General features: G+C 55.0%; 17 protein-coding genes. 5 read left to right on the forward strand and 12 right to left on the reverse strand.

What is annotated here, in order from left to right; genetic code table 11:
* A complete protein-coding gene (locus tag ACOTXR_RS02275; protein ID WP_058689932.1) occupies positions 1-1,497 on the reverse strand; it encodes a PLP-dependent aminotransferase family protein in 1,497 nt (498 codons plus the stop codon).
* 164 nt (positions 1,498-1,661) lie between these two features.
* Here ACOTXR_RS02275 and ACOTXR_RS02280 point away from each other — a divergent pair, with 164 nt between their 5' ends.
* Positions 1,662-2,117 (forward strand): GNAT family N-acetyltransferase, encoded by a 456-nt coding sequence (locus ACOTXR_RS02280; protein ID WP_023337343.1) that lies wholly within the window; start codon positions 1,662-1,664, stop codon positions 2,115-2,117.
* 63 nt (positions 2,118-2,180) lie between these two features.
* Here the strand turns inward: ACOTXR_RS02280 and ACOTXR_RS02285 are convergent, their stop codons facing one another.
* Positions 2,181-2,480, reverse strand: coding sequence for an ArsR/SmtB family transcription factor (locus ACOTXR_RS02285; protein WP_023330483.1), 300 nt, complete (start codon positions 2,478-2,480; stop codon positions 2,181-2,183).
* A 161-nt stretch (positions 2,481-2,641) separates the two neighbouring features.
* Between ACOTXR_RS02285 and fusA the strand changes: the two genes are divergently transcribed.
* On the forward strand, positions 2,642-4,741 hold the full coding sequence (fusA, locus tag ACOTXR_RS02290; RefSeq protein WP_032636425.1) for an elongation factor G: 2,100 nt from the start codon (positions 2,642-2,644) through the stop codon (positions 4,739-4,741).
* 35 nt (positions 4,742-4,776) lie between these two features.
* Here fusA and ACOTXR_RS02295 read toward each other — a convergent pair whose 3' ends face one another.
* Entirely contained in the window at positions 4,777-5,349 is a 573-nt protein-coding gene (locus ACOTXR_RS02295; protein ID WP_045133986.1) for a flavin reductase family protein, read from the reverse strand.
* 107 nt (positions 5,350-5,456) lie between these two features.
* Between ACOTXR_RS02295 and nhoA the strand changes: the two genes are divergently transcribed.
* Both nhoA and ACOTXR_RS02305 read left to right on the forward strand, forming a co-directional pair.
* On the forward strand, positions 5,457-6,302 hold the full coding sequence (gene nhoA / locus ACOTXR_RS02300) for an N-hydroxyarylamine O-acetyltransferase (protein ID WP_058689933.1): 846 nt from the start codon (positions 5,457-5,459) through the stop codon (positions 6,300-6,302).
* Positions 6,303-6,394: 92 nt separating this feature from the next.
* Positions 6,395-6,844, forward strand: a complete 450-nt coding sequence (locus tag ACOTXR_RS02305) for a hypothetical protein (protein WP_032636427.1) — start codon at positions 6,395-6,397, stop codon at positions 6,842-6,844.
* Between the two features lie 87 nt (positions 6,845-6,931).
* On the opposite strand, the gene narI is transcribed toward ACOTXR_RS02305, so the two are convergent.
* The 6 genes from narI to ACOTXR_RS02335 form a co-directional block, all read right to left on the reverse strand.
* Complete coding sequence (gene narI, locus ACOTXR_RS02310; RefSeq protein ID WP_058689934.1) at positions 6,932-7,612, reverse strand: respiratory nitrate reductase subunit gamma; 681 nt, start codon at positions 7,610-7,612, stop codon at positions 6,932-6,934.
* Positions 7,609-8,304 carry a nitrate reductase molybdenum cofactor assembly chaperone gene (narW, locus tag ACOTXR_RS02315; RefSeq protein ID WP_048996748.1) on the reverse strand — a complete coding sequence of 232 codons (696 nt, stop codon included), beginning with the start codon at positions 8,302-8,304 and terminating at the stop codon, positions 7,609-7,611. The genes narI and narW overlap by 4 nt, the downstream gene beginning before the upstream one ends.
* Positions 8,304-9,848, reverse strand: coding sequence for a nitrate reductase subunit beta (gene narH / locus ACOTXR_RS02320; protein WP_257410858.1), 1,545 nt, complete (start codon positions 9,846-9,848; stop codon positions 8,304-8,306). The genes narW and narH overlap by 1 nt, the downstream gene beginning before the upstream one ends.
* Positions 9,845-13,585 (reverse strand): nitrate reductase subunit alpha, encoded by a 3,741-nt coding sequence (locus ACOTXR_RS02325; protein WP_047626109.1) that lies wholly within the window; start codon positions 13,583-13,585, stop codon positions 9,845-9,847. Before ACOTXR_RS02325 ends, narH begins: the two co-directional genes overlap by 4 nt.
* 67 nt (positions 13,586-13,652) lie before the next feature.
* On the reverse strand, positions 13,653-15,038 hold the full coding sequence (locus ACOTXR_RS02330; RefSeq protein ID WP_014883919.1) for a NarK family nitrate/nitrite MFS transporter: 1,386 nt from the start codon (positions 15,036-15,038) through the stop codon (positions 13,653-13,655).
* A gap of 209 nt (positions 15,039-15,247) precedes the next feature.
* Positions 15,248-15,823 carry a TetR family transcriptional regulator gene (locus tag ACOTXR_RS02335; RefSeq protein ID WP_047027029.1) on the reverse strand — a complete coding sequence of 192 codons (576 nt, stop codon included), beginning with the start codon at positions 15,821-15,823 and terminating at the stop codon, positions 15,248-15,250.
* A gap of 116 nt (positions 15,824-15,939) precedes the next feature.
* Between ACOTXR_RS02335 and ACOTXR_RS02340 the strand changes: the two genes are divergently transcribed.
* Positions 15,940-17,427 (forward strand): MFS transporter, encoded by a 1,488-nt coding sequence (locus ACOTXR_RS02340; RefSeq protein ID WP_058689935.1) that lies wholly within the window; start codon positions 15,940-15,942, stop codon positions 17,425-17,427.
* A gap of 34 nt (positions 17,428-17,461) precedes the next feature.
* On the opposite strand, the gene ACOTXR_RS02345 is transcribed toward ACOTXR_RS02340, so the two are convergent.
* From ACOTXR_RS02345 to yddG, 3 genes are all read right to left on the reverse strand, one after another.
* A complete protein-coding gene (locus ACOTXR_RS02345; protein WP_058689936.1) occupies positions 17,462-17,902 on the reverse strand; it encodes a GFA family protein in 441 nt (146 codons plus the stop codon).
* Between the two features lie 77 nt (positions 17,903-17,979).
* Positions 17,980-19,062, reverse strand: coding sequence for a porin OmpC (gene ompC / locus ACOTXR_RS02350; protein WP_421766975.1), 1,083 nt, complete (start codon positions 19,060-19,062; stop codon positions 17,980-17,982).
* Between the two features lie 589 nt (positions 19,063-19,651).
* Complete coding sequence (gene yddG, locus ACOTXR_RS02355; RefSeq protein WP_023337338.1) at positions 19,652-20,530, reverse strand: aromatic amino acid DMT transporter YddG; 879 nt, start codon at positions 20,528-20,530, stop codon at positions 19,652-19,654.
* Between the last annotated feature and the right edge of the window lie 206 nt (positions 20,531-20,736).

Raw genomic sequence — 20,736 nt, forward strand, 5'->3', positions numbered from 1 at the left:
CTACAGTGGCGAGAGATAACAACATGACCGGAAAATTGCGGCCAGCTTTTTTACCGCGTCTTCTATTTCCCTTTCGGTGTAAGCGGCAAATCCCATTAAAAAACCGGTGGATACCGGGCTGCCTGCATATAAGTCGGTAAGTCCTAATATATCAATATCAGCGCGACGGGCCGCGGCGGCAATGTCCTTCTCGGATAGCCCGTGCCTCAGGTGGCAAGGCATCTGCATGCCACCCGCTGGCGTTGTGTACACAACATAATCAGAAAGATACTCGTCCATCAGGCTGGCCAGTTTGTCGCGACGAGCAACATAAACGTTCCTCATCTTGCGAATATAGGCACCAAAATGGCCACCCTCCAAAAATTTAGCCAGCGTCAGTTGAGTTATTGATGCAGTATGGCCGTCCATTAATGTCCTGGCCATGGTAAAGGGTTCGGTCAGTTCTGAGGGGACGATCATGTACGCAATACGTAGCCCGGGGAACAGCGACTTGGTGAACGTGCCGATATAAATTGTCCGGTTGTAAGCATCCAGCCCCTGAAGGCAGGCCATAGGCTTTCCTTCATAGTGAAACTCACTGTCATAGTCATCCTCAATGATCCAGGCGGCGTGACGGTTTGCCCAGTCAATGACGGCCAGTCGTCGGTCAAGAGAGAGCGTCACCCCGGTTGGATACTGATGAGAAGGCGTAAGGTAGATAGCTCTGACAGGTTCGGTTAGCGAATTAAGTGCGTCAACGGATATGCCTTTTTCATCAAGAGGAACCGGGACAGGATGCAGTCCGGCAGCCTTAAACGCTTTGTGTGCCCCTTGATAGGTGGGATCTTCAATGACAATACTCTCCCCGTTGTCCAGCAGCACGTGTGAACAGAGCGCTAGCGCCTGTTGAGAACTTGTCAGAACGATCACCTGTTCTGCACTCGCACGTGTCCCGCGCTCAAGATTGACATATTCCGCGATGGCCCGCCGTAAGCGCTCCATGCCCTGCGGTGGACTTTGCTCCAGTATTTTGTGCTGATATTCCTTCAGGACCTGCCGCTGAAGACGCTCCCAGGTTGGAATGGGGAACAGGCGGGTTTCGGGGATACCGGGCGCCAGCGGACGTGGCGAAGAAAACTCGCGGATCCCGCCACTTTCATAGATGACCTTTCCACGGGCGCTAAGTTTTGCTTTTCGTGTTTCCGCGGTTGGCGGATGCTGTCGGATACGTGGTTTTAAAAACCGGGCGCTGGAAGAGACGAAGCTCCCTCTGCCTGTTTGCCGCTCAATAAAACCTTCTGCATGCAGGCTGGAATAGGCTGCTTCAACCGTATCCCGCGAAACATTCAATGAGGTAGCCAGCGCACGTGAAGCAGGAAGCGCCTTACCGTGCGATAAGGTCCCTTCAAGTATCAATGTGCGTATCGCTCTCTGGATCCTTTCATGAAGCGGTAGTGAACCGTTTGCAGGGTCGGAAATCCATGCCTTAACCGTTTCAAGCTGCGCGTGCTTAAACATTATGTTGTCCACTTTTCCCTCTGTGTCCCTTGATTCTAAAGCAATAGTGCATGTAGCAGGATGAAAAATTGGTCTGCCTTTATGATGAGAATTGGCGGGGCAAAACGGGCCATTCAGCGAATACACTCTTCCTGAAACAAATACGGGATAAGCACAGAGGCAATATGAATAATACGAGCGTGACCATTGAGGCAGTTAAAGAACGTGATTTTGAAAGCTGGATGCCACTATGGAGAAAATATCAGGAATTTTACAACGTCGATCTATCCGGGGCAGTGACAGAACGAACCTGGCAACGATTTTTCAGCCCCGTTGAGCCAGTATTCTGCGTAGTGGCACGATGCAATGGAGAGGTGGTGGGGTTTGCGCATTATCTTTTTCACCGTTCGACCTGGTCCGAGAGCGATTATTGCTACCTCGAAGATTTATATGTCAGCGATGCAGCAAGGGGCAAACACACGGGCAAACAGTTAATAGAATATGTGCAGAGAGAAGCAAGAAAACATCACGCCAGCCATCTTTACTGGCATACGCATGAAGCCAATTATCGCGCGCAACGATTGTACGACTGGATTGCGAAAAAAAGCGGGATGATTGAATATCGTATGCACGTAAGATAAATCCCTTCGCTGTCCGTGTGCCCCTTAAAAACTTTAAGGGGCATTAAACCAGACGTACTCTTATCATTTAGCCTGCAAAAGTATCTCCATCAACCCTGGAAAACGGGTATCCAGATCGTCTCTTCGCAAAGAAATCATGTTTTCTCGTCCCTGCGGACGCTGCCAGATGACGCCGCTGTCCCGCAATACGCGCCAGTGGTGGGTCATGGTGGATTTCACCACATCTTCCGGGCGCAGCGCGTTACAGCTGAGTTCGCCGCCGTCAGCAAGTCGGCGGATAATTGACAGCCGGAGCGGGTTGCCGAGGGCAAACAGCACATTTTCCAGCAGTATTTGTTCTGTTTCAGGGTGGTTTGGGATCATCGTTTTCCTGCGTATGGCGTCAGATTGAGCTATATCAACAATAGGTCAACCCGTAAAAAATAGTTCGATAATACTCGTACAATAGGACTATTATAGCAAACGAACGAATACACGACCATCCCGGTCGTCACAGACAAGTCAGAAAGACTTAAGGAAATAGTATGCCCCGACCCATCCCTCTCGAACGTTATCGCAACATCGGTATCTCCGCGCATATCGATGCCGGTAAAACAACCACCACTGAGCGCATCCTGTTTTATACCGGGATGAGCCATAAGCTGGGTGAAGTACACGATGGCGCGGCAACCACTGACTGGATGGCGCAGGAGCAAGAGCGCGGGATCACGATTACCTCCGCGGCGGTCAGCTGCTTCTGGCCAGGCATGGACAGAGGGTTTGAACCGCACCGGATCAACATCATCGACACCCCGGGGCACGTGGATTTCACCATTGAGGTCGAACGTTCCATGCGCGTGCTCGACGGCGCGGTCATGGTGTATGACTCCGTGGGTGGCGTGCAGCCACAGTCGGAAACCGTCTGGCGTCAGGCGAACAAATACAAAGTTCCTCGCATTGCGTTTGTTAACAAAATGGACCGCCCGGGGGCCGATTTCTTCCGCGTGGTGCGGATGATGCAGGAACGCCTGAAGGCCAACCCGGTACCGATTGTGATTCCGGTTGGCGCGGAAGAGCACTTCACCGGCGTGGTGGACCTCATCAAGATGCGCACCATTTTGTGGGACGATGCCACTCAGGGCATGGTGTTTACCTATGCACCCGTGCCGGACGATCTCGTCAGTACTGCCCAGGAATGGCGGGAAAAAATGGTCTCAGCCGCGGCGGAAGCCAGCGATGAGCTGATGGATAAGTACCTTGAAACGGGAGATCTGACGGAAGCGGACATGATTAAAGGCCTGCGTATCCGCACCATTTCTGGCGAAATCCAACCGATGCTGTGCGGCAGCGCGTTCAAAAACAAAGGCGTGCAGCGTATGCTTGATGCGGTGATTGAGCTGATGCCGTCCCCGCTGGACGTGCCGGCCATTGATGGCGTGGATGAAAAAGGGCAGCACGCGGAGCGTCATCCTAGCGATGATGAGCCGTTCTCCGCCCTGGCATTCAAGCTGATGAGCGACCCGTATGTCGGGCAACTGACCTTTATCCGCGTTTACTCTGGCGTGCTGCGTAAAGGTGATGCGGTCTATAACCCGGTGAAAGGAAAAAAAGAGCGCATCGGGCGTATCGTGCTGATGCACGCCAACGACCGTCACGAGGTGGATGAACTGCGCGCCGGGGACATCGCGGCCTGCGTTGGGCTGAAAGACGTGACCACGGGTGATACGCTCACCGACCCGAACGCCGTTATCACGCTTGAACGCATGGAGTTCCCGGATCCGGTTATCTCGCTGGCAATCGAGCCGAAAACCAAAGGCGATCAGGAGAAAATGGGGATCGCGCTGCAGCGTCTGGCAGCGGAAGATCCATCGTTCCGTCTGCATACTGACGAAGAGTCCGGTCAGACCATTATTTCCGGAATGGGTGAGTTACACCTGGAGATTATCGTCGACCGTATGAAGCGTGAGTTTGGCGTCGAGGCGAACATTGGTCGTCCACAGGTGACCTACCGTGAAACCCTGCGTAAGGCGGTGAAGGATATCGAAGGTAAGTTTGTCCGTCAGTCCGGTGGTAAAGGGCAGTATGGCCATGTTGTCCTGAGCCTGGAGCCGACAGAACCTGGCAGTGGCTTTACGTTTGAGGATGCGACCAAGGGCGGCGTGGTGCCACGCGAGTATATCCCGTCCGTTGAGAAAGGGCTGCGGGAGGCCATGAACAGCGGTGTGCTGGCGGGCTATCCGGTTGTCGATGTTAAAGCGACGCTGACGTTTGGCTCGTACCACGATGTCGACTCGTCTGAGATGGCGTTCCGCATGGCGGCAATCCTTGGTTTCAAAGAGGGCGCTCGCAGGGCGGATCCGGTGATTCTTGAGCCGATCATGCACGTGGAGGTGGAAACACCGGAAGAGTACGCCGGTAACATCATGGGCGATCTCTCCTCCCGACGCGGCATGGTGCAGGGCATGGAAGAGCAGTACGGCAGCCAGATTATCCGCGCTGACGTGCCGCTGGCCGAGATGTTTGGCTACGCCACGACATTACGCTCGATGTCCCAGGGACGCGCGACGTATACGATGGAGTTCCATCATTTTGCGGAAGCACCGCGGAATGTTGCGGATGAGATTATTTCGAAGCGCGCGAAGTAGTACGTCAACCCTCTCTCTTATGGGGAGAGGGTTTTTCAATCCAGAGCCTTCACCATCTTCCCGCTCGTCACAAACGTCCCGGCCCCAAGATGATGCAGCGTATTCAGTTTATCCCCGTCAAACTGCCAGCGTCCGGCGACGAACGCGCGCTCATCTGCTGCCGCCGAAACCACTTCGCCAAACAATGTGTCATATTTTTCCGCCGCGGAGGTAACGGGTAATAACCGGCACTCCATCCACGCCAGACATTTTTCTTCGATAACCGGCAGGCCGAGTTCAGGGCCGTTTACGACCGGAATGCCGTAGCAGTTGAATTTGTCCTCGTCGCGCCCGCTGACGCTGCCGACCGCGTAAGTCCAGTTGGCCGCCGCTACGCCGGGAATGACAATCCCAAACTTCCCGCTGCGCTCAATCAGCTCGCGCGACCAGGTACTTTTGTCCACCACGATAGCGATGCGCGGCGGTTCAAACTCCACGGGCATTGACCATGCGGCGGCCATCACGTTCCGTCTGCCGAGAGATTCATCCCGACTGGTAATCAGTACGGTAGGACCGTGGTTCAGCAGGCGGCTGGCATGACGTAATTCAACAGGGCGAAAGTGGCTCATAGGATCTCCTCATCTACACGATGAGTATGGCGAAAAAGCACGTAAATCAAAATGAATGCGCAAAATTAGTTTATAAACAGAACATCACCCTCAAAGGAAACTGATGCATGTCCCCATTTCTGACTGGCTATTTCGCGCGTATCGGCTGGACGCAACCCACACGGGTAGATATCGAAACCCTGCGCGCGCTGCATTTACACCACAACTGCGCCATTCCATTCGAAAATATTGATGTCGTCCTGCCGCGCGAAATTCATCTTGAAGATCAATGCCTGGAGGACAAACTGGTGACCGCGCGCCGTGGGGGATATTGCTTTGAGCAAAACGGCCTGTTTGAGCGAGTCTTGCGTGACGTCGGGTTTACGGTGCGCAGCGTGCTCGGACGCGTGGTCCTGGCGAATCCGTCGCAGATGCCGCCGCGTACGCACCGCCTGCTGCTGGTCGAGCTTAACGGTGAACGCTGGATTGCTGACGTTGGGTTTGGCGGCCAGACGCTGACGGCGCCGATTCGTCTGCTGGCTAACGAAGAACAGGAAACGCCGCACGGGCAGTATCGTCTGCTGAGCGAGGGGAACGACTGGGTGCTGCAGTTCCGCCATCATGAACACTGGCAGTCGATGTATCACTTTGACCTGACGACGCAATATTTCAGTGATTATGTGATGGGGAACTTCTGGTCGGCGCACTGGCCGCAATCGCATTTCCGCCATCATCTGTTGATGTGCCGCCATCTGCCGGACGGCTGCAAGCTGACGCTGACCAACTTCAACTTCACCCACTGGCAGAATGGCCATGTGGAGGAGCAGATCCATTTGCCGGATGCAGAGGCGCTGTATCAGCTGATGCAGTCGCGGTTTGGTCTTGGGGTTGACGATCCGAAGCACGGCTTTACACTAGCAGAATTGACGGCGGTGATGGCGGGGTTTGATACGCATCCGCAGGCAGGAAAATAGCCCGGTGGCGGCTACGCCTTACCGGGCCTACATGGGTTCGAACGTAGGTCGGGTGAGGCGCCGCCACCCGACAACATAAAAGGCATACTGATATGGAAATCTTGATTCGGAATAAATTTAGTTCTGTGGGAATGTTGCTCGGTGTTATTGCGCTGCTTCTCTCCTTAGCTCAGTTCACCCTCGGTCCGTTTTCTTCAAAGTCGACAGCACTTGAAGTTGTTGTGGCTGAAAAGGTTTCGGCAGTAAAAAAAGGAATAATGGCTGGTTTAAAAGGAGAGCAGCCGATCGTTGAGACGAAAAAGAAACCAGTAGATATCGACCGGTTACTGATCGCCAGCGGAATAGTGTTGTCTGTCGTGTCGCTTGGACTTGCTTTCATTAGTGGCCTGCGTAAAGAGAACAAATGGACCGTGAGTGGGGCACTCTTTTTTTCCGGGGCCACGATCGCTTTTCATGCGGCGTTACTGGCTTTTGGTCTCATCATTGCGGTTTTAGTTCTGATGTTAGTTGTTTCAATCATAAGCGGAAGCACTCCGTTCTGACCTTATAGCCCGGTGGCGGCTACGCCTTACCGGGCCTGGAAGGGTTCGAACGTAGGTCGGGTAAGGCGTAGCCGCCACCCGACACATTCAGCGGCGCGATCTCACCACCTGATACCGCCGGGTAAAATACTCAAACGGCGCGCTCCAGACGTGGACCAGGCGGGTGAACGGGAAGATAAGGAAGATCGTCATTCCCAGCACCAGATGTACGCGGAAGATCGGTGCCACGCCGCTTAACATCTCCGACGAGCCGCCCTTAAACGTCACGATCCCCTGTGCCCAGCCGACCAGCTTCATCATCTCGCTTCCGTCCGGATACTGAGCGGAGAACGGAATGGTCGACAGCCCAAGAATGCACTGGATCAGCAGGATACTCATGATGATGATATCCGGCGTGGTGGACGTTGCACGCACGCGCTGGTTGAACAGGCGGCGGATCAGTAGGATTGACCCACCGATGAGTGTCAGCACGCCGCAAATCCCGCCCGCAATCATGGCCAACTGCTGTTTAACCGCGACGGGCAAAAACCAGGCATACATCCAGTGCGGGGTTAACATGCCGAACAGGTGGCCGAAGAAAATCCCCAGGATCCCGATGTGAAACAGGTTAGAGGCCCAGTTCATACCGCGTTTGCTGAGCATCTGGCTCGACGAGGCGCGCCAGGTGTACTGCCCGTAGTCGTAACGCAACCAGCTGCCGAGGAAAAAAACGGTGGCGCAGATGTAGGGATAAATGTCATAGAAAAACACGTTCAGGTAATGTGTCATTTTGGGCCTCCGGCACTGACGTCCACGTACTGCGGCGCGACGTCCTGGCTAAAGCGTCGTTGATAGTGCTGCATCGGCGAGCTGTCGCACGAAGTGGCGTTGTCTTCGATAAACTTCACCTGTTCCTCTTCCCACACGGCATCCAGCGCCTGGCGGGTGTCGTCGCGTTTCTCGCCTGACACCTGTTGAGTGACACTGTCACTTGAAAGGCGGCTTCCGGCGAGGGCGAGCAGGGCGTCAAACAGCTGATAATGCGCCACGCCGCGCTGTTTCAGACGACCGCCAACCAGGGCGAGGATTGGCGCGACGTTCTGCAATCCCTCACGCGCTTCGTCGTCGGTTACGATGCTGAGATATTCCAGATAGAGCGGCAGGTAATCCGGCAGTTCACGGCAGTCCAGCACCAGGCCCGCTTTTTCATACTGACTCATCAGGTCAACCATCGCCTGACCGCGATCGCGGGATTCGGCGTGAACGTGCTCGAACAGCAGCAGCGAGGTCGCGCGCCCGCGTTCGAACACTTCACACCACTCGGCCTGTTTATCCAGCAGCGGGGCGCTCAGGTGCTGTCGGGCAAACGGCAGCAGCATGGGCGCGTCCTGCGCAATCAACGAGAGCGCTTCTTCACGGTTCTCCCACAGCGTGTCATCGGGATACTCAATCAGCAGCGCGACGATCTTGAGGATCTGCATTATTCTCCCTCCCCATGTTCGCGCACCTCGGTAATGTTGATGGCATCGATGCGGCTGCTGTTGAAGAGGTTGAATTTGGTGTCGGAGCCGTGGCAACCGTCACCAAAGGTGAAGCCGCAGCCGTTTTTCTCCGGGAACGCGTCGCGCGCCATTTCACGGTGGCTGGTGGGGATCACGAAGCGATCTTCGTAATTCGCAATAGCCAGATAGCGGTACATCTCCTCAACCTGCGCTTCGGTCAGCCCGACTTCTTCGATGGCGCGAGTATCGGTCACGCCTTCCACGGTCTGGGAGCGTTTGTAGTGGCGCATCGCCATCATGCGTTTCAGAGCACGCAGCACCGGGCCTGGGTCACCTGCGCTAAGCATATTTGCCAGATACTGCACCGGGATGCGCAGGCTTTCGACAGCAGGCAGCACGCCATCACTCTGCGGCAGGCCGCCGGCATCCGCGTAGGACTGAATCGGTGACAGCGGTGGCACGTACCAGACCATCGGCAGGGTGCGGTATTCCGGGTGCAGCGGCAGAGCCAGCTTCCAGTCCATCGCCATTTTATAAACAGGCGATTTTTGCGCTGCCTCAATGACGTTCGCCGGAATGCCCTGTTTCAGCGCTTCTTCGATGACCGCCGGATCGTGCGGGTTCAAGAACACGTCGCACTGACGTTCGTACAGATCGGTTTCGTGCTCGGTGCTGGCCGCTTCTTCAATGCGGTCCGCGTCGTACAGCAGCACGCCGAGATAGCGAATACGCCCGACGCAGGTTTCTGAGCAAACGGTCGGCTGGCCGGACTCAATGCGCGGGTAGCAGAAGATGCATTTCTCGGATTTACCGCTCTTCCAGTTGAAGTAGATTTTCTTGTACGGACAACCGCTGATACACAGACGCCAGCCGCGGCATTTGTCCTGATCGATCAGCACAATGCCGTCCTCTTCGCGCTTGTAGATGGCACCGCTCGGGCAGGTGGCGACGCAGCTCGGGTTCAGACAGTGCTCGCACAGGCGCGGCAGGTACATCATGAAGGTATTTTCAAACTGGCCGTACATCTCCTTCTGGATCTTCTGAAAGTTGCGGTCGCGGGCGCGCTTTTCGAACTCACCGCCCAGCAGCTCCTCCCAGTTAGGCCCCCAACCGATTTTATCCATCCGCTTGCCGTCAATCAGCGAGCGAGGGCGAGCGGTAGGGAGATGATCCCCCTCCGGGGCGCGATGCAGGTCCTGATAATCAAAGGTGAAGGGTTCATAGTAATCGTCAATTTGCGGCAGAACAGGGTTAGCGAAAATTTTCGACAGAACGCCCATTTTGCCGCCGAGACGCGGGGTCAGTTTGCCGTGGATCCCGCGGATCCAGCCGCCTTGCCACTCATCCTGGTCTTCCCAGTTTTTTGGATAGCCAATGCCCGGCTTGGTTTCGACGTTGTTGAACCACGCATATTCCATGCCTTCACGCCCGGTCCAGACGTTCTTACAGGTGACCGAGCAGGTGTGGCAGCCGATGCATTTATCGAGATTCAGAACCATGCCAACCTGTGAGCGTATTTTCATTTTTTCGTCTCCTGTACCTGATCCCGACCTTCGCCATCCAGCCAGTTAATGTTTTTCATTTTGCGGATCATGATGAATTCGTCGCGGTTCGAGCCGACGGTGCCGTAATAGTTAAAGCTGTACGCCAGCTGCGCATAGCCGCCGATCATGTGCGTCGGTTTCGGGCAGACGCGGGTAACGGAGTTGTGGATCCCCCCGCGCCGGCCGGTCACTTCAGAGCCCGGAATGTTCAGAATGCGCTCCTGAGCGTGGTACATCATGGTCATGCCCGGCGGCACGCGCTGGCTGACTACCGCGCGGGCGGTGAGGGCGCCGTTAGCGTTAAAGGCTTCGATCCAGTCGTTGTCCTCAATGCCCAGCTCACGCGCGTCGGTCTCGCTTATCCAGACAATCGGCCCGCCGCGCGACAGGGTCTGCATCAGGAGGTTTTCGCTGTAGGTGGAGTGAATGCCCCATTTCTGATGCGGCGTCAGGAAGTTAAGCGCTTTTTCCGGGAAGCCGTTCGGCGGGATCTCGCGCATATGGCTCACGCTACGGGTATCAATCGGCGGACGGTAGGCCACCAGACTCTCCCCGAAAGCACGCATCCACGTGTGATCCTGATACAACTGCTGACGACCGGAAAGGGTGCGCCAGGGGATTAGCTCATGAACGTTGGTATAACCCGCGTTATAGGAGACATGCTCGCTCTCAAGACCGGACCAGGTTGGGCTGGAGATGATTTTGCGCGGCTGCGCCTGGATGTCGCGGAAGCGAATTTTCTCGTCTTCTTTGTTCAGCGCCAGATGCGTATGGTCACGTCCGGTCAACTCCCCAAGCGCTTGCCAGGCCTTCACCGCCACCTGACCGTTGGTTTCCGGCGCGAGGGCGAGGATCACCTCTGAAGCGTCAATGGCGGTTTCAATCCGCGGACGACCTTTTGCCGGGCCGTCGGGCTTGACGTAATTGAGCTTGCCGAGGAAATCGACCTCGTTCTGAGTATTCCACGATATGCCTTTTCCGCCGTTACCGAGCTTGTCCATCAGAGGGCCAAGAGACGTAAAGCGCTCGTAAGTTTCCGGGTAGTTTCGCTCAACGACCGCAATGTTTGGCGCGGTTTTGCCGGGGATCAAATCGCATTCACCTTTGCGCCAGTCCTGGATATCAAACGGCTGAGAGAGTTCCGCCGGAGAGTCGTGCTGCAACGGTTGCAGAACCACGTCGGTTTCGGTGCCCAGGTGACCGACGCACACCTCGGAGAAGACCCTGGCGATGCCTTTGTAGATCTCCCAGTCGCTGCGCGATTCCCACGCCGGATCGACGGCGGCTGAGAGCGGGTGAATAAACGGGTGCATGTCCGAGGTATTCATATCGTCTTTTTCGTACCAGGTGGCAGTCGGCAGGACGATATCGGAGAACAGACAGGTGCTGGACATGCGGAAGTCGAGCGTCACCAGCAGATCGAGCTTGCCCTCGATGGCTGCGGTTTGCCATTCGACCTCTTCAGGCTTCACGTCGTCTGTGGAACCCAAATCTTCACCCTGAATGCCGCTCTCGGTGCCGAGCAGGTATTTCAGCATGTACTCGTGACCTTTCCCGGACGAGCCAAGCAGGTTAGAGCGCCAGACAAACAGGTTACGCGGGTGGTTCTTGCCGTTATCGGGTTGCTCGCAGGCGAAGCGAACGTCACCCGATTTTAGCCCCTGAACGGTGTAGTCCTGCGGCGTCATGCCCGCCGCATCGGCACGTGCCTTAATGTGCAAAGGGTTCAGGTTGAGCTGCGGCGCCGAGGGCAACCAGCCCATGCGCTCGGCGCGAACGTTGAAGTCGATCAGGTGCCCGGTAAATTGGGTGGCATCGGCCAGCGGGGAGAGGAGCTCCTGCGCGGTCAGCTTCTCATAGCGCCACTGGCTGGCGTGGTTGTAAAAGAATGACGTGCTGTTCATCTGACGTGGCGGGCGGTTCCAGTCCAGCGCAAAGGCCAGCGGCAGCCAGCCGGTTTGCGGACGCAGTTTCTCCTGGCCCACATAGTGCGACCAGCCGCCACCGCTCTGCCCGACGCAGCCGCAGAAGACCAGCATGTTGATCATCCCGCGGTAGTTCATGTCCATGTGGTACCAGTGATTCACCCCGGCACCGAGGATAATCATCGACCGCCCGTGCGTTTTGTGCGCCGTGTCGGCAAACTCGCGGGCGATTTTTTCAATCAGATACGCGGGTACGCCGGTGATCTGCTCTCCCCAGGCGGGAGTGTAGGCTTTGATCTGGTCATAGCTGTCTGCGGCGTTACTGTCCTGCAGACCACGATCGAGGCCGTAGTTCGCCAGCACCAGATCGTAAACGCTGACCACCCGTTTCTCGCGACCGTCGGCGAGCGTCAGGGTTTTGCTCGGCACGCGGCGCGTCAGCACCGGCTCCTGCTTCACGCTGCGAAAATGCGGGTTCTCATTACCGCCAAAGTAGGGGAAGGCGACATCTGCGACGCTATCGTGCGTAATCAGCAGGGAGAGGGTCAGCTCGCTTTCATGGCCTGCCGCCCGGGGCTCCAGGTTCCATTTGCCTTTTTCTCCCCAGCGGAAGCCGATGGAACCGTTTGGCACCACCAGGTTCCCTGCAATATCAAAGGCGACCGTTTTCCATTCAGGATTATTGGCTTCACCCAGCCCGTCGACAAGGTCTGAGGCCCGCAGCATCCGCCCCGGTACGACGCGACCATCGGCCTGTTCGTCCAGCAGGACCAGCATCGGCATGTCGGTGTAGCGGCGGCAGTAGTTGAGGAAGTAGTCGCTCGGGTTATCGAGGTGGAACTCTTTAAGGATCACATGGCCCATTGCCATGGCGAGAGCGCTGTCGGTGCCCTGTTTAGGCGCCAGCCACTGGTCGCTCAGCTTCGCGACTTCCGAGAAGTCCGGCGTAATGGCGACGGTTTTGGTGCCTTTGTAGCGCACCTCAGTGAAAAAGTGGGCGTCCGGGGTACGCGTCTGCGGCACGTTCGAGCCCCAGGCAATGATGTAGCTGGAGTTATACCAGTCTGCTGATTCCGGCACATCGGTCTGCTCACCCCAGGTCATTGGGGAGGCCGGAGGCAGATCGCAGTACCAGTCATAAAAGCTCAGGCAGGTGCCGCCCAGCAGCGAGAGATAGCGGGTCCCGGCGGCGTAAGAGACCATCGACATCGCCGGGATAGGGGAAAAACCGGCGACGCGATCGGGGCCATAATTTTTGATGGTCCAGACGTTGGCGGCGGCAATCAGCTGGTTCAGCTCTTTCCAGTTTGAGCGGATAAAACCGCCTTTTCCGCGCGCTTTCCTGTAGCTCTGCGCTTTCTGCGGATCGTTCTGAATGGCATCCCAGGCCAGCACCGGATCGGTATGCTGCGCCAGCGCTTCTCGCCAGAGTTCAATTAACCTGCGGCGCACCAGCGGGTATTTGAGACGGTTGGCGCTGTAGAGATACCAGGAATAGCTTGCGCCACGCGGGCAGCCGCGCGGTTCGTGGTTGGGCAGGTCAGGGCGGGTGCGTGGATAGTCGGTTTGCTGGGTTTCCCAGGTCACCAGGCCATTTTTGACATAAATCTTCCAGCTACAGGAGCCGGTACAGTTCACGCCGTGGGTGGAGCGCACAATCTTGTCGAACTGCCAGCGCTGACGATAGCTGTCTTCCCAGTCGCGGTTGGTGTGATACACCTGCCCGTGCCCATCGGCGAAACTGTCGCCTTTAGTTTTGAAGTAACGAAAGCGGTCCAACAGTTTGCTCATGACATTTCTCCTGCTTCGATAGCATGGCCGGAGGGGGGTGCATCCCGCTCCGGCAAAGAGGTCTTTATTATTTTTGTGACGATTTGCGGCCGTACACTAGCCAGGTGACAAGGACACAGACGATGTAAAACACGAGGAACACTTTCATGGCCCCGACCGGCGATCCGGTCATCGCCAGCGAGGTGCCAAACGCTTTGGGAATGAAGAAGCCGCCCACGGCGCCGATGGCAGAGATAAAGCCCAGCGCGGCCGCTGTTTCGGTCACCGCTTCATGCTGCGCCTGCTCGTCCGTGCCGCCCTGCTTTTTGACGCGGTCGAGGGTAATTTGGCGGAAAATAATCGCGATCATCTGGAAGGTGGAGCCGCTGCCCAGTCCGGCAGTGAGGAACAGCCCCATAAACACCAGATAGAAGGCGAAGAAACTGCCTGAACCTGAGCCCGGAAGCGTCAGGAAAATCAGGGCGCTAAAAATCGCCATAAAGACGAAGTTGATCAGCGTCACCCGCACGCCGCCCAGTTTGTCGGAGATCATCCCGCCCGCCGAGCGGGCCAGCGCGCCGATCAGGGGACCAAAGAAGGCGAGGTGCAGGATGTTCACGTCCGGAAACTGGGTTTTCGACAGCATGGCAAAGCCCGCCGAGAAACCGATAAATGAGCCGAAGGTCGCCAGATAGAGCAGGCTTAGCAGCCAGAGGTGAAAGCGTTTCAGGACCGGAAGCTGGCTGGCGATGGAGGCCTTTGAGCTGGCAATATCGTTCATGCCAAAAAACGCCGCAATGGTTGCCAGCAGCAGGAGGGGGGCCCAGATCCAGGCCGCGTTTGCCAGCCACATCGTCGAGCCATCCTCCTGTGGCACGCCGTGCACCCCGAGGAAGGTGAACATCGGGAGGAAAATGACCAGCGGCGCAACCAGCTGCATCACGCTGACGCCCAGGTTGCCCAGCCCGCCGTTGATGCCCAGCGCACTGCCCTGTCTGGATTTCGGGAAGAAAAAGCTGATGTTGCCCATGCTCGATGCGAAGTTAGCGCCAGCAAATCCGCAGAGCAGGGCGATGATGATAAAGATCCAGTACGGCGTCGCGGGGTTTTGAATGGCAATTCCCAGCCACACGCAGGGGATAATCAGGATGACGGTACTCAATACCGTCCAGTAACGCCCACCGAATATCGGTACCATAAATGAGTAGGGGACGCGCAATATCGCACCGGAGAGAGAAGGTAATGCTGTTAGCATAAAAAGCTGATCGGTGGTGAAATTAAATCCGACTTTATTCAGGTTGACGGCGATGGCGCTAAATAACATCCAGACGCAAAACGCTAATAGCAGGCAAGCCACAGAAATCCATAGATTTCTTCGTGCGATATGTTTTCCTTTATTCTCCCAGAATTGCGCGTTTTCAGGTTTCCAGTTACTCAACAGATGCGGATTATTCTTTTCACTTTGTTGCGACATAGCGCCCTCTTGCTTACCTTAATGGAAAGAAAAAAGAAGTAAAAACAAAAAGATGAGTGAGAATTTGCTGTTGGATTTATTGGATGTTATGGGATACATCTGAAAGGATAGATAAAAAAGCGCGCCCCTGAGGTGAGAATGGAAATTGCGGAGCGCTTAATATGTTACCAATTGTAAGTGTTGCGGGAATTAATACTCCAGAAGGAGTATTAACACAATTCCAGCGTGATAAGTTTGTCGAGATGTTTATTTAGCGCCGCATCGTCCATTTCCGGCATATTTAATACGGTGATCCCATCCAGGCCGCAAACCAGCCCTATCAAACGCCAGGCAATATTTTCCGCCCGATCGGTGAGTGTGAATGCCCTTGCTTCCGCCCCGGCACGGATAATAACCACCGTCTCGTGATGCCACATCTCCATGGTCAGGACATAAGCCGCTTTGATCTCGGGATCCCGGCTGGCGAGAATTTGCGCTTCCCGCCACAGGCGGATATAAGGCTCAAACTTACCGTCGTCGCTGCCGAGCATGCTGTGCAACCGTTCCCGCCAGGTGGCACGTTCATCCGCTACGTCGGCATCTAATAGCTCGCGGATCAGGCGAACGAATGCCAGCGATTTCAACTCACCGCCGGAGGCAAAGTGGTGATGCACCTGCCCGGTAGCGACGCCCGCTTCAGTCGCAATGCGCCGCACCGTCATCGCCGCCAGCCCCTCGGCGAGCGCCACGCGCATGGCGGCCTGTAAGATTGCTTCCCGCCGTTCATCCTTGCTCAGATATCGCATGTTTACTCACTCTCAATGGGAATGAAACGAGTGTAACAAAAAGCTGGACACTCGTTCAACTTTACGTAGGATCGCATTCTGGACATGTGTCCATGTTTAAAATGAAAAGGAAATTTATGTTTCGTCAGTGGTTAGCGTTAGTGATTATCGTGCTGGTTTATATCCCGGTCGCGATCGACGCGACGGTGCTGCACGTGGCGGCGCCGACATTGAGCATGACGCTGGGCGCCAGCGGTAACGAATTACTGTGGATTATCGACATCTACTCGCTGGTGATGGCGGGTATGGTGCTGCCGATGGGCGCACTCGGTGACCGCATGGGGTTTAAACGATTGTTAATGATCGGCAGCATGCTGTTCGGGGTGTCGTCCCTGGCGGCAGCCTTTGCACCGTCAGCCGGGTGGCTGATTGCGGCGCGCGCCTCGCTTGCAATCGGTGCGGCGATGATCATTCCGGCCACGCTGGCCGGGATCCGCACGCTGTTTACCGACGCGCGGGATCGTAATATCGCGCTTGGCGTCTGGGCGGCCGTGGGTTCAGGTGGGGCGGCATTTGGTCCGCTGATTGGCGGTATCCTGCTTGAGCATTTCTACTGGGGATCGGTGTTTTTGATCAACGTCCCGATCGTGCTGGTGGTGGTGTTGCTGGCCGCGCGTTTTGTACCCCGTCAACAGGGGCGTCCTGAGCAGCCGCTGAATATCAGCCATGCCATCATGCTGATTGTGGCGATCCTGCTGCTGGTCTACAGCGCCAAAACCGCGTTGAAAGGCGTGCTGTCGCCGTGGCTGGTAGCCTGTACGTTGCTTACCGGGGCTGTGATGCTGTTGATTTTCGTGCGTATTCAACTGCGCGCCCGCGTGCCAATGATCGACATGCGCCTGTTTTGTCACCGCATCATTCTCAGCGGTGTGGTGATGGCGATGACGGCGATGATCGCGCTGGTGGGCTTTGAGCTGCTGATGGCGCAGGAATTGCAATTCGTTCACGGCTTTACGCCATTCGAAGCCGGCATGTTTATGCTTCCGGTCATGGTGGCGAGCGGGTTTAGCGGGCCGATCGCCGGAGTACTGGTGGGGCGTCTGGGGCTACGCATTGTCGCTGCGGGTGGCATGGGGCTCAGCGCGGTCAGTTTCATCGGCCTCTCGATGCTCGATTTCAGCACGCAGCAGTGGCAGGCGTGGAGCCTGATGGTGCTGTTGGGCTTCAGCGCCGCCAGCGCGCTGCTGGCCTCGACCTCTGCAATCATGGCCGCCGCGCCGAAAGAAAAGGCCGCCGCTGCCGGGGCGATTGAAACCATGTCTTATGAACTGGGGGCCGGGCTTGGGATCGCTATTTTTGGTCTGCTGCTGACCCGCAGTTTCTCTGCGTCGATTGATTTGCCGCAGGGGCTGAATGCGTCTCTCGTCGACAAAGCCTCATCATCCATCGGCGAGGCGATGAAGGTGGCGCAGGATCTCACGCCAGCACTGGCGGCTTCGGTGACGGAGGCGGCGAAAAGTGCGTTTATTACCTCCCACAGCGTGGCGCTGGGGAGTGCGGGGGTCATGCTGTTGCTGCTGGCGGCAGGAATGTGGTTTAGCCTGGCGAAGGTGCCAAAGCAGTAAACAAGCCTGGTGCGCAGGCTGGCCGGGCAGCAGTTTACGGCGTTAGCAGGCAGTGTTCATCTCGTGCTTCAATTTCCGAACCGCTGTAGCGTGCGTATTGCCCGGTCAGGCCAAAAAACGCGGGTTGCGTTTCAGTGTAGATTTCTGCTGCAAGTACCAGCCGACGTCGTTCATCTTCGCTCATCTCAAGCAGCGTCCAGGGAATAAAATAGCGCGCCGTTGCGGTCAGTTTGAACCACAGCGGGCAGCCGCAGCCTGGACAAAACCAGCGTTCTCCGCGTGCGGATGAGGCGAAATGAGACGGAGCAATGGAATCTTGCTCCACAAGCGGCTCGCCCTGCGTCTCAAGATACATGGCAATGCCGCCTGACCACTTCTGGCATTGCTTACAGTGACAGGCATATACATCAAAATGGTTGAGGCTCACGCTGAACTGACTCATTCCGCATAAGCAGCGTCCTTTGAACAGGTGCATGGCGTTCTCCTTTTTGACGCCAGAAATCCGTATAAAAAAAGCCAGCCACATGGGCTGGCTTTTTAGCGTGACAAATCTTAGAACTGGTAGGTCAGGCCGACAGCAACGATGTTGTCGGTAGCAACGCCAGTTGCTTTGGTGAAGCTGTTGTCGTCAACCAGGTTGATTTTGTAATCAACATAGGTAGACATGTTTTTGTTGAAGTAGTAGCTCGCGCCAACGTCAACGTATTCAACCAGATCCTGGTCGCCGTATGAACCCAGATCTTTACCTTTGGATTTCAGGTAAGCGATGGATGGACGCAGACCGAAGTCGAACTGATACTGAGCAACAACTTCGAAGTTCTGAGCTCTGTTCGCGATATAACCGTCACCGAAGTTGGTCATGTTGCGGGTTTCAGAGTAGGTGGTTGCCAGGTAGATGTTGTTCGCATCGTATTTCAGACCAGCAGCCCAAACTTCTGCGTTTTCACCGCCAGCGTTAACGGTATTGGCTACGCGACCTGCAGCAACCTGACGGTCAATACGGTCAGATTTCGCGTAGGTGGCACCAACAGCGAAGCCGTCCATTTCATAGGTAGAAGACAGACCCCAGCCGTCACCGTTCGCTTCGGTGATGTTACGGTCATCGTTTTTACCCTGGTACTGAGCAGCGAAGTTCAGACCGTCAACCAGACCGAAGAAGTCGGTGTTACGGTAGGTTGCAACGCCAGTCGTACGGCCAGTCATAAAGCCATCAGTCTGCGTCCAGGTATCACCACCGAACTCTGGCAGAACGTCAGTCCATGCGCCGATGTCGTAAGCAACACCGTAGTTACGACCGTAGTCGAAAGAACCGAATTCGTTGAATTTCAGACCTGCGAAGGCCAGACGCGTTTTGCTGCCGTCAGTGCCCTGGGATTCAGAACGGTTGCCTTTGAACTCATATTCCCACTGGCCGTAACCGGTCAGCTGATCGTTGATCTGAGTTTCACCTTTGAAGCCCAGACGAACGTAAGTTTTGTCGCCGTCGTTGCCAGCGTCATCAGAGAAATAATGCAGACCTGTTACTTTACCGTACAGATCCAGCTTGTTACCGTCTTTGTTATAAACTTCAGCCGCGTTTACAACGCCTGCTGCCAACATGGAAGTCACTGCCACTGCAACTAATTTAAGTTTCATCTTAAATATTCCTTATAATTTTCTTAGGTATTTCCTGAGCCACTTTGAACGAGTTTTAAACGAGGCTGCTCGTCAATGGCACGTTATTTTTAAAAATCTTGTAGTCCTCTTTCAATAATAAGTTTCAAAATATTAATAATAATTTCATTTAGTGTGATCGAGATCGGATAAATGGCCTAAAAATAGCCTGAAATGATGAGTATTTAATCAATTTTGGGTGGGGTTTATTTCCGTCAATATAGTTTCATTGGGTTGTTATAAAATATGTTAATTATCGGTAATGCCGTTCTTTTGGTTGGGGTGGTAGAGTGTATTTAACCGAAAGTGGCGGCCTTGCGCCCTTAATTGCACGGAAATTCCGTTGCTTAGACAGAAACACACAGAAACATACTATTGCACTTTGTGCTATTAATATTGTGAGTATTTGACGGCAATTAATCACATAGCGGTGTCAGTTTGCGTCAATATTAAGAGACGCAAATTTACGAAAAGAAGGTAATATAAACAGAAGTTAAACGCGCGCCCAAATATTAAATTTATGTTAATTTTTTGCTGTCGGGATGAATATTACCCGACAGCTGACCCGGAATTATTTTTTGGTGGCGTACCAGCAAAGCAATGACCCGACGCAGACCATCAGCGCGCCTTGCCAGAACGAGAAAGAGAGGGGGGAACTCAGCAGCACGGCGGCAAGCGCGGCAGAGAGTACGGGAGTAAAATAGGATACGGCGGCCAGCACCGTGACGTTACCGTGCAGAATGCCAACATTCCAGGCGGCATAACCTAACCCTAGCGCCACACCACACATAACGAGTTTCACGACAACCGGAACAGTGAAGACCATTTCCGGCTGATCGCTCAGCGCATATTTCACCCACAGGCTCAGTGCCGTCAGCAAAACAAACAGGGTAATGCCGTTTTGCCCGTTAGCAAATTTACGGGTTACCGTGCAGTAGGCCGCCCAGATAAATGCCCCGGCAAAAGCCAGCGCATAGCTGAGTGGATTCGATACAATATTGCGTATTATTTCATCGGGGTGTAATCCTTGCTCACCCCCTAATACCCAACATACACCGAGCAGTGCAAGGACTAAGCCGGGGATAACCCACAGAGTTGATTTCTGTCCGTTGAACAAAATAGCAAAGACGATCGTCAGGCTCGGCCAGAGATAATTGACCATCCCCACTTCAATGGCCTGCGCTCGCGTGGCGGCATAGCCTAACGACAGGGCAAGGCAAATTTCGTAACTGACAAAAAGTACGCTGCCAGCAATAAGATACCTGGGTGAAAAGCGTTTAATATCAGGAAATCCCACCGTTACCAGACACAATAATCCGCTGAGGGTGTATATCATCGCCGCACCGCCGACGGGTCCCAGCCCCTCACTCACGCTACGAATCAGGCCCACCATTGTGCTCCACAACAGAATCGCTGCCAGCCCGATAAGCGTTGCTCTCTTTCTGTCCATTACGTCTTCATCGCTAAAAAAATTAAAGGAAAAAGATATAGCATTAATCCAGACGCTGTTGCGAATTATTCTCGCATGTGTTTAACCCTAAAGGATTATTTGAAGGCGCGAGCGGTGACCATTAAGAGGGCGAAGTCACGCGACCTTGATTTGACGCAAAAAAAAAAGGGGTTTTGCTGTTAGTTTGCGGCGCGAAGTCTTATTTG

This window comes from Enterobacter cloacae complex sp. IR53030 (assembly GCF_049238365.1).
Classification (GTDB): Bacteria; Pseudomonadota; Gammaproteobacteria; order Enterobacterales; family Enterobacteriaceae; genus Enterobacter; species Enterobacter kobei.